The sequence below is a fragment of the Actinomadura luteofluorescens genome, assembly GCF_013409365.1.
Lineage (GTDB): Bacteria > Actinomycetota > Actinomycetes > Streptosporangiales > Streptosporangiaceae > Spirillospora > Spirillospora luteofluorescens.
In genome coordinates this window covers 6,123,030-6,136,225 of record NZ_JACCBA010000001.1, presented here as the reverse complement: position 1 = coordinate 6,136,225, position 13,196 = coordinate 6,123,030, and the positions used below count along the sequence as shown (strand labels likewise).

The 13,196-nt window shown below is 72.6% G+C and carries 12 protein-coding genes and 1 pseudogene; 7 read left to right on the top strand and 6 right to left on the bottom strand.

All coding sequences use genetic code 11. The features are described 5' to 3' along the window. Window positions 1-93: 93 nt before the first annotated feature. The 4 genes and pseudogenes from BJY14_RS28550 to BJY14_RS28535 all read left to right on the top strand — a co-directional run bounded on the left by BJY14_RS28550 (window position 94) and on the right by BJY14_RS28535 (window position 4,207). Window positions 94-711, top strand: coding sequence for a hypothetical protein (locus BJY14_RS28550; protein WP_179846424.1), 618 nt, complete (start codon window positions 94-96; stop codon window positions 709-711). A 37-nt stretch (window positions 712-748) separates the two neighbouring features. Further along, window positions 749-2,108: pseudogene (locus BJY14_RS28545) on the top strand (carotenoid oxygenase family protein). Between the two features lie 66 nt (window positions 2,109-2,174). Further along, window positions 2,175-3,674 (top strand): aldehyde dehydrogenase family protein, encoded by a 1,500-nt coding sequence (locus BJY14_RS28540; protein WP_179846423.1) that lies wholly within the window; start codon window positions 2,175-2,177, stop codon window positions 3,672-3,674. Between the two features lie 53 nt (window positions 3,675-3,727). After that, window positions 3,728-4,207, top strand: coding sequence for a GNAT family N-acetyltransferase (locus tag BJY14_RS28535; RefSeq protein WP_179846422.1), 480 nt, complete (start codon window positions 3,728-3,730; stop codon window positions 4,205-4,207). A 6-nt stretch (window positions 4,208-4,213) separates the two neighbouring features. Here the strand turns inward: BJY14_RS28535 and BJY14_RS28530 are convergent, their stop codons facing one another. The 3 genes from BJY14_RS28530 to BJY14_RS47415 all read right to left on the bottom strand — a co-directional run bounded on the left by BJY14_RS28530 (window position 4,214) and on the right by BJY14_RS47415 (window position 8,121). Continuing rightward, window positions 4,214-4,654 (bottom strand): DUF8820 family protein, encoded by a 441-nt coding sequence (locus tag BJY14_RS28530; protein WP_218905619.1) that lies wholly within the window; start codon window positions 4,652-4,654, stop codon window positions 4,214-4,216. A 12-nt stretch (window positions 4,655-4,666) separates the two neighbouring features. Further along, window positions 4,667-5,764, bottom strand: coding sequence for a DUF6745 domain-containing protein (locus BJY14_RS28525; protein WP_179846421.1), 1,098 nt, complete (start codon window positions 5,762-5,764; stop codon window positions 4,667-4,669). Window positions 5,765-6,528: 764 nt separating this feature from the next. Then, window positions 6,529-8,121: a GMC family oxidoreductase gene (locus BJY14_RS47415; RefSeq protein ID WP_179846420.1), complete on the bottom strand. Its 1,593-nt coding sequence runs from the start codon at window positions 8,119-8,121 to the stop codon at window positions 6,529-6,531. A gap of 70 nt (window positions 8,122-8,191) precedes the next feature. Between BJY14_RS47415 and BJY14_RS28515 the strand changes: the two genes are divergently transcribed. The 3 genes from BJY14_RS28515 (at window position 8,192) to BJY14_RS45715 (ending at window position 10,536) form a co-directional block, all read left to right on the top strand. Beyond that, window positions 8,192-8,806, top strand: a complete 615-nt coding sequence (locus BJY14_RS28515; RefSeq protein WP_179846419.1) for a cob(I)yrinic acid a,c-diamide adenosyltransferase — start codon at window positions 8,192-8,194, stop codon at window positions 8,804-8,806. A gap of 119 nt (window positions 8,807-8,925) precedes the next feature. Then, a complete protein-coding gene (locus BJY14_RS28510; RefSeq protein WP_179846418.1) occupies window positions 8,926-9,852 on the top strand; it encodes a DUF4097 family beta strand repeat-containing protein in 927 nt (308 codons plus the stop codon). Between the two features lie 108 nt (window positions 9,853-9,960). Beyond that, window positions 9,961-10,536: a DUF4913 domain-containing protein gene (locus BJY14_RS45715; protein ID WP_179846417.1), complete on the top strand. Its 576-nt coding sequence runs from the start codon at window positions 9,961-9,963 to the stop codon at window positions 10,534-10,536. A gap of 30 nt (window positions 10,537-10,566) precedes the next feature. Here BJY14_RS45715 and BJY14_RS28500 read toward each other — a convergent pair whose 3' ends face one another. The 3 genes from BJY14_RS28500 to BJY14_RS28490 all read right to left on the bottom strand — a co-directional run bounded on the left by BJY14_RS28500 (window position 10,567) and on the right by BJY14_RS28490 (window position 13,165). Continuing rightward, the gene (locus tag BJY14_RS28500; protein ID WP_179849693.1) at window positions 10,567-12,105 is read right to left on the bottom strand and encodes a M28 family peptidase; all 1,539 of its coding nucleotides are present in this window, start codon (window positions 12,103-12,105) and stop codon (window positions 10,567-10,569) included. Window positions 12,106-12,276: 171 nt separating this feature from the next. Further along, window positions 12,277-12,756: a DUF2550 domain-containing protein gene (locus BJY14_RS28495; RefSeq protein WP_179846416.1), complete on the bottom strand. Its 480-nt coding sequence runs from the start codon at window positions 12,754-12,756 to the stop codon at window positions 12,277-12,279. 22 nt (window positions 12,757-12,778) lie between these two features. Next, window positions 12,779-13,165, bottom strand: coding sequence for a F0F1 ATP synthase subunit epsilon (locus BJY14_RS28490; RefSeq protein ID WP_179846415.1), 387 nt, complete (start codon window positions 13,163-13,165; stop codon window positions 12,779-12,781). Window positions 13,166-13,196 lie beyond the last annotated feature (31 nt).

Genomic DNA, 13,196 nt, shown 5'->3' with positions numbered 1-13,196 from the left:
CCGCACTCTAACCCTTCACAGTTGACATGTCGAAATTGGAATGTCTATCTTCGACATGTCAAAGTTGGAATGTGAAGCCAGGAGCCTCCGGCCATGCCGAAGTACTACGCCCGAACCTTCCTCCCGTGGATCCTGCTCGCCGTCGTCAGCGGCCTCGACGACCGGGCCGGCGCCGCCGCCGGGCTCGCCGCCGCACTGGCCCTGCTCGGCCAGGACCTGCGCCGGGGCCACCGCGCCGACTCGCTGATCCTGGAGATCTCCACCTCGGTGTTCATGGCCGCGCTCACCGCGCTCGCGTTCGCCGCCCCCGGCTCCCCGGTGCTGGACTACGGCGCCTCGCTCGCGATCGGATGGCTCGCGCTCACCGCCTGGGCGACGCTGCTGCTCGGCCGCCCCTTCACCGCGGGCATCGCGCGCCGCCAGGTCACCGCGGAGATCGCCGCGACGGACGTCTTCCGGAGCATCAACCGCGTGCTCACCACCGTGTGGGCGGCGAGCTTTACGGTGCTGGCGGCCGCCCTCGGGTGCGTCCAGCACTGGACACCGGACGCGACGGCGCTGCTGGTCGCCGTCAAGGTCGCCGGCTTCACGGTCCCGGCCGTCGTCACCGCGCGGTACCCGGAGGCCGCGCGCAGGCGCCACCTCACCCGGCTCGGGCTACCGTTGACGGAGGCGCCCGCCACGTCGCAGCCCGAGCCGTCCTCCCGCTGACCTCCCGCCGAGGAGCGGCCCGGAAAGGAGCACCGAGATGGGCGAGAACACCACCGAGCGCCCCGCCACCTGGCTGGACGGTCACCTGGCCCCCGTCCCCGACGAGACCGACGCCCGCGACCTCGAGGTCACCGGCGTGCTGCCCCCCGAACTGACCGGCCGCTACCTGCGCAACGGACCGAACCCCAAGCCCGGCGAGCCGAGCGGGCACTGGTTCACCGGCCACGGAATGATCCACGGCATCCGGCTGCGGGACGGCCGCGCCGAGTGGTACCGCAACCGGTGGGTGCGGACCGACGCCTACCTCAACGAGACGCCGTTCGTCCGCGACGACCTCACCTTCGACCGCCGCTCGGTGCAGGCCAACACCCACGTCGTCCCGCACGCGGGCCGGATCTGGGCGCTGGTGGAGGCCGGATTCCCCTACGAGGTGACGCCCGAGCTGGAGACGGTCGGCGCCTGCGACTTCGGCGGGCGCCTCACCAGCGCCATGACCGCGCATCCGAAGGAGGACCCGGTCACCGGCGACCTGCTGTTCTTCGGGTACGGGGCGTTCGAGCCCTTCCTCACCTACCACCGGCTCGCGGCGGACGGGACGCTGGCCGAGAGCCGCGAGGTCGAGGTGGCGGGCCCGACGATGATGCACGATTTCGCGATCACCGAGAACCACGTGGTCTGGCTGGACCTGCCGGTGGTGTTCGACGTCGACCTGGCGCTGACCGGATCGACCGGAATGCCCTACGTCTGGGACGACGCGTACGGCGCCCGGCTCGGCGTGATGCGCCGCGACGGCGCGGGCGAGGTCACCTGGTACGAGATCGACCCCTGCTACGTCTTCCACGTCGGCAACGCCCACGAGGACGCCGCCGGACGGATCGTGGTGGACGGGGCGCGCTACCGTCCCGAGAACTTCGTCACTCTCTGGGAGGACATCGGCGGGACCGTCGACCCCGCCACCGGGGCTGCGCGCTCGAAGAACGCGCACCTGCACCGCTGGGTCCTCGACCCCGCGTCCGGCCCGCGCGGCCGAGGAGCCGCTCGACGACCGCGGCGTCGAGTTCCCCACGCACGACGACGCCCGCACCGGCAGGGAGCACCGCTACCTCTACACGGTGGGCGAGGAGTCGATCGTGAAGTACGACCTGCGGGGGCGGGGGACGTCCGCGCACGCGTTCGGCGAGGACGCGCACGCCGGCGAGGCGGTCTTCGTCCCGGCGGAGGGCGCCCGCGCGGAGGACGAGGGCTGGCTGCTGTCGATCGTCACCCGCGGCTCGGCGTCCGAGCTGCTGGTGCTGGACGCGGCGGACCTGTCGCCCGCCGCGAGCGTCCGGCTGCCGCGCCGGGTCCCGGCCGGATTCCACGGAAGCTGGATCCCCGACGCCCGATCCGGCGCCTAGGGTGGTTTACTAGCCGGTACTGCCGTGCAAGCAGTCACTTACCAGGCCCCTCCCGGGAGGTTCCCCATGTCCGTGGCCACGGAGAACACCGAGACGTTCGCGTCGCTGAACCCGGCCACCGGCGAGGTCGTCGCCGAGCACCCCGTCCAGGACGGCGCCGCCGTGGCCGCGGCGGTCGAGCGCGCCCGCGAGGCGGCCGGCTGGTGGCGCGCCCTCGGCTGGAAGGAGCGCCGGCTCCGGCTGCTGAACGTCAAGGGCTCGCTCGCCCGCAACCTGAACCGGATGGCCGAGCTCATCCACCAGGAGACCGGCAAGCCGGTGCAGGACGCCCAGCTTGAGACGATCATGGCGATCACCCATCTGGACTGGGCGGCGCGCAACGCGCAGAAGATCCTCGGGCCGCGCAACGTCTACCCCGGGCTCATGGCGATCAACCAGCGCTGCGTCCTGGAGTACCAGTCGCTCGGCGTCGTCGGGGTCATCGGGCCGTGGAACTACCCGATCTTCACCCCGATGGGCTCGATCGCCTACGCGCTCGCCGCCGGCAACGCCGTGGTGTTCAAGCCGTCCGAGTACACCCCGGGCGTCGGGGTGTTCCTCGCCGAGCTGTTCGCCGCCGTGATCCCCGAGCACCCCGTCCTGCAGACGGTCACCGGGCTCGGCGGGACGGGGGCGGCGCTCGCCTCGTCCCCGCACGTCGACAAGATCGCCTTCACCGGCTCGGCCCGCACCGCCAAGCGGGTCATGGCGGCCTGCGCCGAGAACCTGACCCCGATCGTCGCCGAGTGCGGCGGCAAGGACGCCTGCATCGTCGACGCCGGCGCCGACCTCGACGCCGCCGCCGACGCCGCGCTGTGGGGCGCCATGTCGAACGCGGGCCAGACCTGCATCGGGGTCGAGCGGATCTACGTGGTGGACGAGGCGTACGACAGGTTCCTCGGCAGGCTGACCGAGAAGGCCCGCGACCTGCGTCCCGGCTTCGACCGCGAGGCCGCCTACGGCCCCATCACGATGCCCTCGCAGCTCGACGTCATCGAGCGGCACATCAAGGACGCGCTGGACAAGGGCGGCAAGGCGGTCGTCGGCGGCGCCGAGTCCGTCCGCAAGCCCTACGTCGAGCCGGTGGTGCTGACGAACGTCCCGGACGACTCGTCGGCCGTGTGCGAGGAGACGTTCGGCCCCACGATCACCGTCCACCGCGTGAAGGACATGGACGAGGCGGTCGAGAAGGCGAACAGGACCAGCTACGGCCTCGCCGGGACGATCTTCTCCGGCGACAAGTCCCGCGCGATGGACGCCGCCCGCCGGATGCGGTCGGGCATGACGTCCATCAACGCCTTCGCCGCCTTCGCCCAGGTCGCGGCCCTGCCGTTCGGCGGCGTCGGCGAGTCCGGCTTCGGCCGCATCCACGGCGCGGACGGCCTGCGCGAGTTCGCCCGCCCGAAGGCCATCACCCGCCAGCGGTTCGCGACCATGAACCTCACCACGTTCGCCCGCACCGAGAAGGAGATGGCGCGCGTCCTCGGCATGATCAACATGATCCACGGCCGCCGCTACAAGCGCTGACCTGGGAACGCCCCCGCCGGTCCGCGGCGGGGGCGCCGCCTAGACTCGACACCATGAACGCCACTGTGCGGAGCCGCCTCGAGGTGGCCCTGGGTGCGCCGCCTCCGCCGCCGCCCGGTTTCCGGGCGTTCACCTCCGCCGACGTTCCGGCACTGGCCGCCCTGATGTGGGACGCCTACCGCGGCACCCCCGACGAGGCCGACGTGGGGGACGTCCAGGGCGCCGTCCGTGAGATCCACCTCACCATGGCCGGCGAGTACGGCACATTCCTTCCCGAGACGTCCTTCGTGGCCGAGTACGAGGGCCGCCCGGTGGGAGGGGCCCTCGTCACCCTCTACAGGGACGTCCCCCTCCTCGCGTTCCTGTTCACCGCCCCGGCCCACGCGGGCCGCGGCCTGGGCCAGGGCCTCGTCCAGGCCGTCATGCACGCCCTGGCCTCGCAGGGCCACGACACCCTCACGCTGGCCGTGACCCGCCGCAACCGCCGCGCCCGCCGCCTCTACGACCGCCTGGGCTTCGTCGAGACCGCCTAGGTCCGGCTAATCGGCCACGAGGCGGGAGCCCCAGCCGCCGGGGGCGTACTCCCGCTGGCGGCGGACGACGTAGCGGCCCGGCGCGCAGCCGGACGCGCCGTGCTCGGGATGCAGCAGGTAGACGGGCGCGGACGCCTCGAAGACGCCGATGGCCAGGCCGCCGGGCTCCGACACGCCCCGCGTCCAGCGGCAGGTGCCGGGGTCGGCGACCAGCGTGTGCGGGTTGCCGCCCGCCACGCCCCGGAGCAGTTCGACGCCCTCGGGCGGTACGTCCGTCCATTCGGCCTTAGGCCAGAACGACAGCGACTGGGTCTCTGCCATGGGGACGACGATCAGATCGCCCTGGGCCTGGATACCGTCGACGACGGGGATGCTCACCGACCGGTCGAGATGGTCGAGGACGGCGAGCCCGGTCTGCTCGGAGAGGGAAGCGAGAGTCACGGTCACAGAGATCACCTTTCAGGTTCGGCGGACGAGGCGTGCGTACTGCTCGGCGGACAGCCCGTAGGTCCATCCGGCCGCGGCGAGCGGGTCGTCGAAGACGCCGGGGACGGCCAGCCCGTACCGGCGGCGGCTCCCGTCGCGTTCGACGGAGCCGTTCACGGCGAGCAGGATCCTGGCCGCCTGCTGGGGCGTCTCCTCCAGCCCGGTCTCGTAGAGCCGCAACTCGGAGCCGGGGTTGCCGGGGTCCGGCGCGGCGGCCACGGGCCGCAGCCCGGCCCGCTCGATGTACTCGCCCCAGCCGATGTTCTCGACCGCGCACCGCCGGACCTCGACGTTGGCCTCCCGCGCGATCCGCTCGACGCTCGGATCGTCCACCACCCAGGCCGGCACCCTCGTGCCGTGCCAGGCGTGCACGTCCCAGCCGTCGGCGTACCGGAGCGCGGGACCGTCCGAGCGGTGCAGGCGCACCTCGCCGTCGTCGCCCGAGACCTCCGTGTGGATCTCGACGGGCCGCTCGGACACGACGCAGACGCCCTCGCGCGGCCACCACCAGCCGCAGGACCGGGCCGGAGTCGCCCACAGGTCGAGCAGCCGCTCCTCCTCGGACGTGTAGACCACGCCGGACGTCCGGCGGACCGCGTCGTAGTGGGCGCTCCAGGACGGGCACAGGGCCGCGTGCCAAGCGGAGCCCTGCCCGAACCTCTCGTGCTCCCCCAGAAGCGCCATGCGCAGCGTGCTCCGGGCGGAGTCCGTGATCGGCGCCCGGACGAGCTGCCGGATCATCGGGTCCAGCACCCGCGAGCTCCGCATGACCCGGGTGTCCAGTTGTACGAACAAGTCACCGACCAGCCTGCGGAAACGCGGTGGCAGAGGCCACTCGGACAGCCGGTTCATGCTCTCGGACGGCCGCGGCCGGACGCCGGGCGGGACGGTCTCCAGCGCTGCCAGCGGCGACGGCACCCAGTGGAAACGGGGCGGATCGAGGCCGATCAGGCGGTACAGCTCGGATATGGCCGCCTCGGCGGCCGGACGGTCGGCGGGCGCGGTGGAGAGCAGATGCCCGAGCCACTCCGCGCGGACGGCGGCAGCTTCCCGCTGCGCGTCGTCGCTCACCGGACGGGGGCGGCAGCGCCCCTTTCATTGATCATGCGCAGGATGCTGGCACACGACGCCCGCTCTGTCCACACCTGAGCCACGCGCGCGAACGCGTGACCTGGCCGGTGGAGCGAAGCCGGAGGCGAGCGGAACCGGGCAGATCGCGAAGCGATGCCGCGTTCGCCCAGGCCAGGTCACGCAGCGAGCCGCCAGGCGAGCGAAGTGGGCCGGGACTGTGAAAACACAGCCTGGTCCTGCCGGCGGGACGGGCTGAGCGTCCTAAGGCCTGTCTCGAAGGGGCCTCGGCCACGCGCGCGAACGCGTGACCTGGCCGGTGAAGCGAAGCCGGAGGCGAGCGGAACCGGGCAGATCGCGAAGCGATGCCGCGTTCGCCCAGGCCAGGTCACGCAGCGAGCCGCCAGGCGAGCGAAGTGGGCCAGGACTGTTGAAACACAGCCGCCAGGCGAGCGAAGTGGGCCGGGACTGAATCAACACGGTCTAAGGCGTCCTAGGCATGCCTAGATAAGGCGTCGTCCCGATGTTGAGGGTGGGGCCTTAGGACGAACCTTGTACATGTCGGGCCAAGAGGGTCCGGCAGAGACAAGGAGAAGCAGATGTTCAGCCAGGAGTTCATGAAGGTCGTCATCGAGGACCGCGTACGAGTGCTGCGGGCGGAGGGGAAGAACAGCCGGCGCGCCCGTATCGTGAAGGCGCTCAAGCGGTGAGCCCCGCAGCCTGCGTCCCAGCGGCCACGCCCCCGTCGTCTCCGACGGGGGCGTTCCTCATTTCGGGGCGCCCGCGGATGCGAGGGGGGCGCGGCCGCGGATCAGGTCGGCGGCGCGTTCGGCGATCGCGATGGTCGGGGCGTTGGTGTTGCCGCGCGGGACGGCCGGCATGACCGAGGCGTCCACCACGCGCAGTCCCTCGACGCCGCGCACCCGCAGTTCGGTGTCGCAGACGGAGTCGTCCCCGCCCATCGCGCAGGTGCTGGTGGGGTGGAACAACGTCGCGACCTCGCGGCGGACGAAGTCGGCGATGGCCTCGTCGGAGTCGACCTGCTCGCCGGGGGCCCACTCGCCGCCGACCAGGGACGCCAGCGGCCCGGTGGAGGCGATCTCGCGGGCCTGCCGGACCCCGGCGACCAGGATGTCCAGGTCGGCCTTGTCGGCGAGGTAGGCGGGATCGATCAGCGGCTTGGCGTGGGGGCTGGCGGAGCGCAGGGTGAGCGCGCCGCGGCTCGCGACCGCCACGGCGGTGACCATGACCGACAGCAGCCGCTCGGACAGCTCGGTGAGGCCCTGGTCGACGAAGGGCGTCGGCAGGACGTGGTATTGCAGGTCGGGGGCGGGCAGGCCCTCCACCGTGCGGGCGAACCCTCCCGCCTCGGCGACGTTCGAGGCGAAGGGGCCGCGCGCCAGGGCCTGGTAGAGGGCGAAGGAGCGGGCGTTCGCCAGCTCCCAGATGGGCTTGGTGCGGGGGGTGGCGAACATGACGTTCACGAACGGGTGGTCCTGGAGGCGCTGCCCCACCGGGGAGTCGACCAGGACGTCGATGCCGTGTGAGCGCAGGTGGTCGGCGGGGCCGACGCCCGAGAGCATGAGGAGCTGCGGGCTGTTCACCGCGCCCCCCGAAAGGATCACCTCGGCCTCGGCGCGGGCCGACATCGTCTCGCCGCGCGCCTCGTAGCGGACGCCGGTGGCGCGGCCGTCCTCGATCACGACGCGGGTGGCGAGGGCGTCGGTGACGACCGTCAGGTTCGGGCGGTACTCGATCGGGTGCAGGTAGCCGGCGGCGGTCGACCAGCGGCGGCCGCGCTTGTGGGTGACCTGGTAGAAGCCGACGCCGTCCTGGTCGGCGCCGTTGAAGTCGTGGTTGGCGGCGAGGCCGTACGCCTTGGCCGACTGCACCCACGCGCGGGTGAGGGGGTGCCGGTAGCGCAGGTCCTCGACGCGCAGCGGGCCGCCGACGCCGTGGTAGGGGAGCTCGCCGCGCTGCTGGTCCTCGGCGCGGACGAAGTAGGGCAGCAGGTCCTCGTAGCCCCAGCCGGCGCAGCCGTGGGAGTCGCGCCAGGTGTCGTAGTCGTACCGGGCGCCGCGGATGTAGATCATCGCGTTGGTGGACGAGCTGCCGCCGAGCGTGCGCCCGCGCGGCCAGTACACGCTGCGTCCGGCCGCGTGCTCCTGCGGGACGGTCGCGTAGTCCCAGTCGAACGGCCCCTTGATCAGCGTGGCCACGGCGGCCGGGATGTGGATCTCGGGGGCGTCGTCGGGCGGGCCCGCCTCCAGCAGCAGGACCTTCACGGAGGGGTCCTCGGTCAGTCGGGCGGCCAGGACGCAGCCCGCGCTGCCCGCTCCCACGATGATGTAGTCGTACACGGCGGCCTCCGGGGTCTTTCCGAAACCCTACCGAACGGGCTTCTGCCAGCGGCAGGGCTAGGCTGCCACCATGGCGAAGAACAGGGACAATCCCGTCGTGCTCTCCCGGATCTACACCCGCACGGGGGACGACGGCACCACCGCGCTGGGCGACGCGTCCCGCACGTCCAAGACCGATCCGCGCCTGGCCGCCTACGCCGACGTGGAGGAGGCCAACGCCGCGATCGGCACGGCGCTCGCGCTCGGATCCCTGCCCGAGGCTCTGGTCACGCTGCTGACCCGCATCCAGAACGACCTGTTCGACGTGGGCGCCGACCTGTGCGCGCCCGTCGTCCCCGAACCGAAGTATCCGCCGCTGCGCGTCGAGCCGTCCTACATCGAGCGCCTGGAGGAGGCCTGCGACGAGTACAACGCCGACCTTCCGACGCTGCGCAGCTTCATCCTCCCCGGCGGGACGCCCGGCGCCGCGCTCCTGCACGTCGCACGGACGGTGGCCCGCCGCGCCGAGCGGTCCGCCTGGGCCGCGATCGAGGCCCACGGCGACTCCGGCGTCACGCCCGAGGGCGGGGTGAACCCGCTGACGGCCAAGTACCTCAACCGGCTGTCGGACCTGCTGTTCATCCTCTGCCGCGTCGCCAACGCCGAGCACGGCGACGTCCTCTGGAAGCCCGGCGGGGAACGCTGAGGCGTCCCCGGGGGTGGGGCTAACCCCACCCCCGGTCGACCGGCTCTCCTCCTGGCGGCGCCGGCGCGCCTGGAGCAGGCTTGGCCGGACGGGCGCACGCCGACGACGGGGAGAGACCAGTGAGGACCCTGACAGCCACGGCCGCCGCGGCGGTGACGGCGGCGGCGCTGGCCGGCTGCGGCAACGTGAGCGTCGGCCGGCACCAGCAGGACCGCTCCTACAGCGCGCCCGCGGGCACCGCCGGACTGAGGATCACGGCGCACGGGGGCCGGGTCGAGATCACCGCGTCCGACTCCCCCGGCATCAGGATCACCGAGCGGCTGCGCTGGTCGAACGAGAAGAACAAGCCGAAGGCACGGCACGTGTCGGAGGGCTCCACGCTGGCGCTGTCGTCCTCGTGCGGCAGGAACGTGATGGGGTTCGCGGCGTGCGGGGTCTCCTACCGCGTCCAGGTCCCGCGCGGCACGCCCGTGCAGGTCGACAGCGGGGACGGGGCGATCGAGGCGTCCGGGCTCGCCGGGACGGTGCGGCTGCGCAGCGGCAGCGGCGCGATCAGGGCGACGGACCTGCGCGGGGCGACGGCGTCGATCAGTGCCGGCGACGGCTCGGTGCGCGTGACGGGCCGCGCGGCGACCGCCGACCTGCACGCCGGTACCGGCTCCGTCACCGCGGAGAACCTCACCGCCGACCGGCTGAAGGTCCGCGCGTCCGACGGCCGCGTCGAGGTGAGCGGGCGCGTCGCCGCCGCCGACCTCGGCACCGGCACCGGCTCGATCTCCCTGGACGGGCTCGCCGCCGACCGGCTCACCGTGCGGACCGACGACGGCGGCATCACGATGCGGCTGGACTCGCCGCCCGCGAACGTCCGGGCCACCGCCGGCACCGGCTCGATCCGGCTGCGCCTGCCGGCCGGGGAGAGCTACGCCATCGCCCTGTCCGCCCAGGGGGGCAAGCGGATCGACCCGGCCGTCCACCAGGACTCGCGGTCCGCGCGGCGCGTCGACCTGCGCACCCGCGACGGAGACATCACCGTCACCCCGAAATAGGTCATCACAGTCATACCGGACTATCGGTCACGCCGGAGTTGACCCGCCCCGCAGTTTCCGGACGGTCAACCATGGTGCTCGCGGCCAGTAGCACGATGGAGACTCACCATGACCGACTCACCCGACGGCCTCGCCGAGGATCTCGCCGACCTGCGCGCGGTCGTCGAGATCCACGGCCACGGTCTCGCCAGGCACGCAGAGGTCATCAAGGGACTTCGCGACCGGATCGGTTCGCCCGCTTCCATCGATGCCGACGAGACCGCCGGCCGGCCCGATGACGAACATCCGCTCGTACCGTCCTTCCTGCTGTATCTGGACGGCCCGGAGCACACCCTCGAACTCGAGACCATGGCCAAGTGGGTGAACTACCTTCTGGTCCCCGTCTACATCAACCAGGTGAGCCCGCTGCGACCGTGGTGCTCGCACTGGTGGGAGCATCCCGAGGCGCTCGCCCGCCTGCACGCTCTCTGGATCGCCTGGCAGGGGCTCACCGACGCGCCGGCCTGCGGGCACACAGGCCCCAGCGTCTGGCACCGCGACCACCTCGATCCCGCGCTCGCCCGCCTCCGCGCCCCCGACGGCCCCTTCGCAGAGTGCATGCTCGATCCCGCGCGACCCGCCCACAACGCGAACCCCGCCACCCCCATCGAGGACTTCGGGTCGCCTCTGTCGCCTCCGGAGTGACGCCGCCTCGGACGAGCCCCCTGCCCGCCGCTAACGCACCAGGTACGGGCCCTGCCAGAGCGGCTCGTAGGCCCTGTCCAGGGCCGGAGCGCGGCGGGCGCCGCCGTTCACCGCGACCGTCGTCCGGGCCAGGTGCTGCAGGACGTGCGCGACACCGTCGGCGTTGCTGTCGAGCATCTTGAGGTTGACGTTCCGCAGGCGGTCGCACTTGGCGTGGTAGCACGGGTCGTACGCCTTGCCCGCCCTACCGCCGAACGCCTTGGCCTCGGCGGCGGTCTTCACTCCCTCGGCGCCGGTGTCCATCCCGCCGGCCGGGATGCCCCGCTCGATGAACGGCCCGTAGTCGGAGCGCCCGTTGAACTGGCTCTCGGTCACCGGCAGGCGGCGGCCCTTGAAGTACTGCCGGAACATCCTCTCGATCGCCCCCGACCCGGCCGGGGCCTGCGTGCCCGTGCCGGTCGAGTGGTCGCCATCGTAGACGCCCCGGGTGCCGTTCGGCGAACCGAGCATGTCGAAGTTCAGGTTCAGCGCGATCCGTTCCCGCTGGGCCGCGGGCAGCGAACGCAGGTACTGCTCCGACCCCTGCAGCCCCTCCTCCTCGGCCCCCCACCAGGCGAAACGCACCCGGTTGCGCAGGCCGTCCTTACCGAGCTCCTTGATCTTGGCGGCGACGGCCAGCAGGGTGGCGGCACCGGTGCCGTTGTCGTTGATCCCCGGGCCCGCCGGGACGCTGTCCAGATGCGCGCCGACGACCACGACGTTGTCGGCCCGCCCCTGCCGCGTGTCGGCGATGACGTTGGCCGACGTCCGCCTGCCGTGCACGGCGTCGGTCCTCACCCGCAGCTTCACGCCGCCCTTGCGCGCCGCCTTCACCAGCGCGGCGCCCACCGCGTGGGTCGGCCCGACGACCGGGATCGCGGCCGGCTTGGACAGCGTCCCGTTCACCGGCCCCTTCTCCCCCGGCTTGTTGAAGATCACCACGGCGGACGCGCCGGCCGCCTTCGCGCGGGCGGCCTTGACCGCGAACGTGCAGGTCCCCCGCTGGACGAGCGCGACCGAGCCCTTCGCGAAGCCCTTGAAGTCGCCGGCCTCGCAGCCGCTCGTCCCCTCGCCCTTGGCCGGGACGTCCACGGCCGCCGCCGGCGCCGTCACATCCCCGGAACCGGAGTACGCGAGCGTGAGGAAGTCGACCTCCCGCTTGTAGGACGCCTTCGACGGCGCCGTCCGCGCGAACGTCGCGTGCGACCGCTCCCGCCAGTACGGGTAGGTGAACTTCTGCACCTTCGGCGAGAACCCGATCCTCTTCAACCGGCCGGTGACGTACCGCACGGACACGTCGTAGCCGGCCCTGCCCGCCGCACGGTTGCCGCCGTTGTAGTCGGCGATCTCCTGGAACGCGGCCAGATGCGGCTGGATGTCCTTCAGCGTGACCAGCGCCGCGAGATCGGGCCGCGCCGGGGCGGCACCGGCCATCGGCAGGGCGAGCGGCAAGAAGGCGGCGGGCAGCGCCACGGCCGTGCCGAACAGGAGCCTGCGGGCGACGGGATGCCTGCGGCCGGTGAGGAGCATGCGCACGTGCACTCCAGCGGACGGAGTAGGGAGCGGACCAGCGCGATCCTCACCCCGCGCCCCCGGCCGCCTCAAGCAGCGACGGCACGGCAAGGCCGTTTCGATACCGGGGTCTTACCAGCTCATTCCCGGACCGCCCTCATCCGGGCCGGCCCTCGTCCGGGCCCCTGCTCATTCGGGCCCGTGCTCATTCGGGGAGTGCAGGTCCACCGGGAAGCCGGGCGGGGCCGCCTCCAGCCACGCCAGGAACCCGGTCAGGGCCGCCGCGCCCATCGCCAGCTCCACCACCAGGTCGCCGTCCCTGACCTCGATGACGCTCACGTCCGGCAGCAGGCCCTCGGCCTCCTCACGACCCGGGACGCGCCGGTTGGACACGACGAGGCCCCGGCGGTGGATCACCTGCCGGGGCCGTCTGCGGAAACCGAACACGCGGTGCCAGTGCAGGACATCGCCCTTGTAGCGGCCGATGCCGAGCCTCCACACTCCGGGGGCTCCGCCCTCCTGGGGCAGTTCGCGCAGGCTGCACTCCACGGTGCCGCCGCCGCGCGTGAACAGCCAGCGGCGCACCGCCATGGAGGCGAACAGCAGCGCCGCCGCCAGGACGAGCACGGCGAGCACCCCGCCGACGTCCAGTGCCAGGTGCTCGCCCAAGTCCCCCGCCGTCCGCCCGAACCTAGGCCTCGACGCCCGCCGCGCGCAGCCGCGCCCTGGCGCGCCGCTCCGGCGTCGCGTCCTCGCCCTCGGCGGACAGGGCCTCGTCCAGCGCCCGCTTGGCGTCGTTGACGTCGATCTCTTCGTCCCGCTCGACCTGCTCGGCCAGCACCGACACCTCGTTGGCGGCGACGGAGAAGAACCCGCTGCCGACCGCCGCCAGGACCGGCGCACCGCCGTCCGCGGGCTCGATCTTCACCACGCTGCCGTCGAGGAGGACGCCCAGCACCGGGGCGTGCCCCGGCAGGATGCCGAGCGAGCCCTCGATGGTCTGCGCGACCACCATCTTGGCCTCGCCGGACCAGACCTCGCGCTCCGGCGAGACCAGCCCGACCTTCAGGGTTGCCACGTCATTCCCTCCGACTACTGGAGCGGATCCG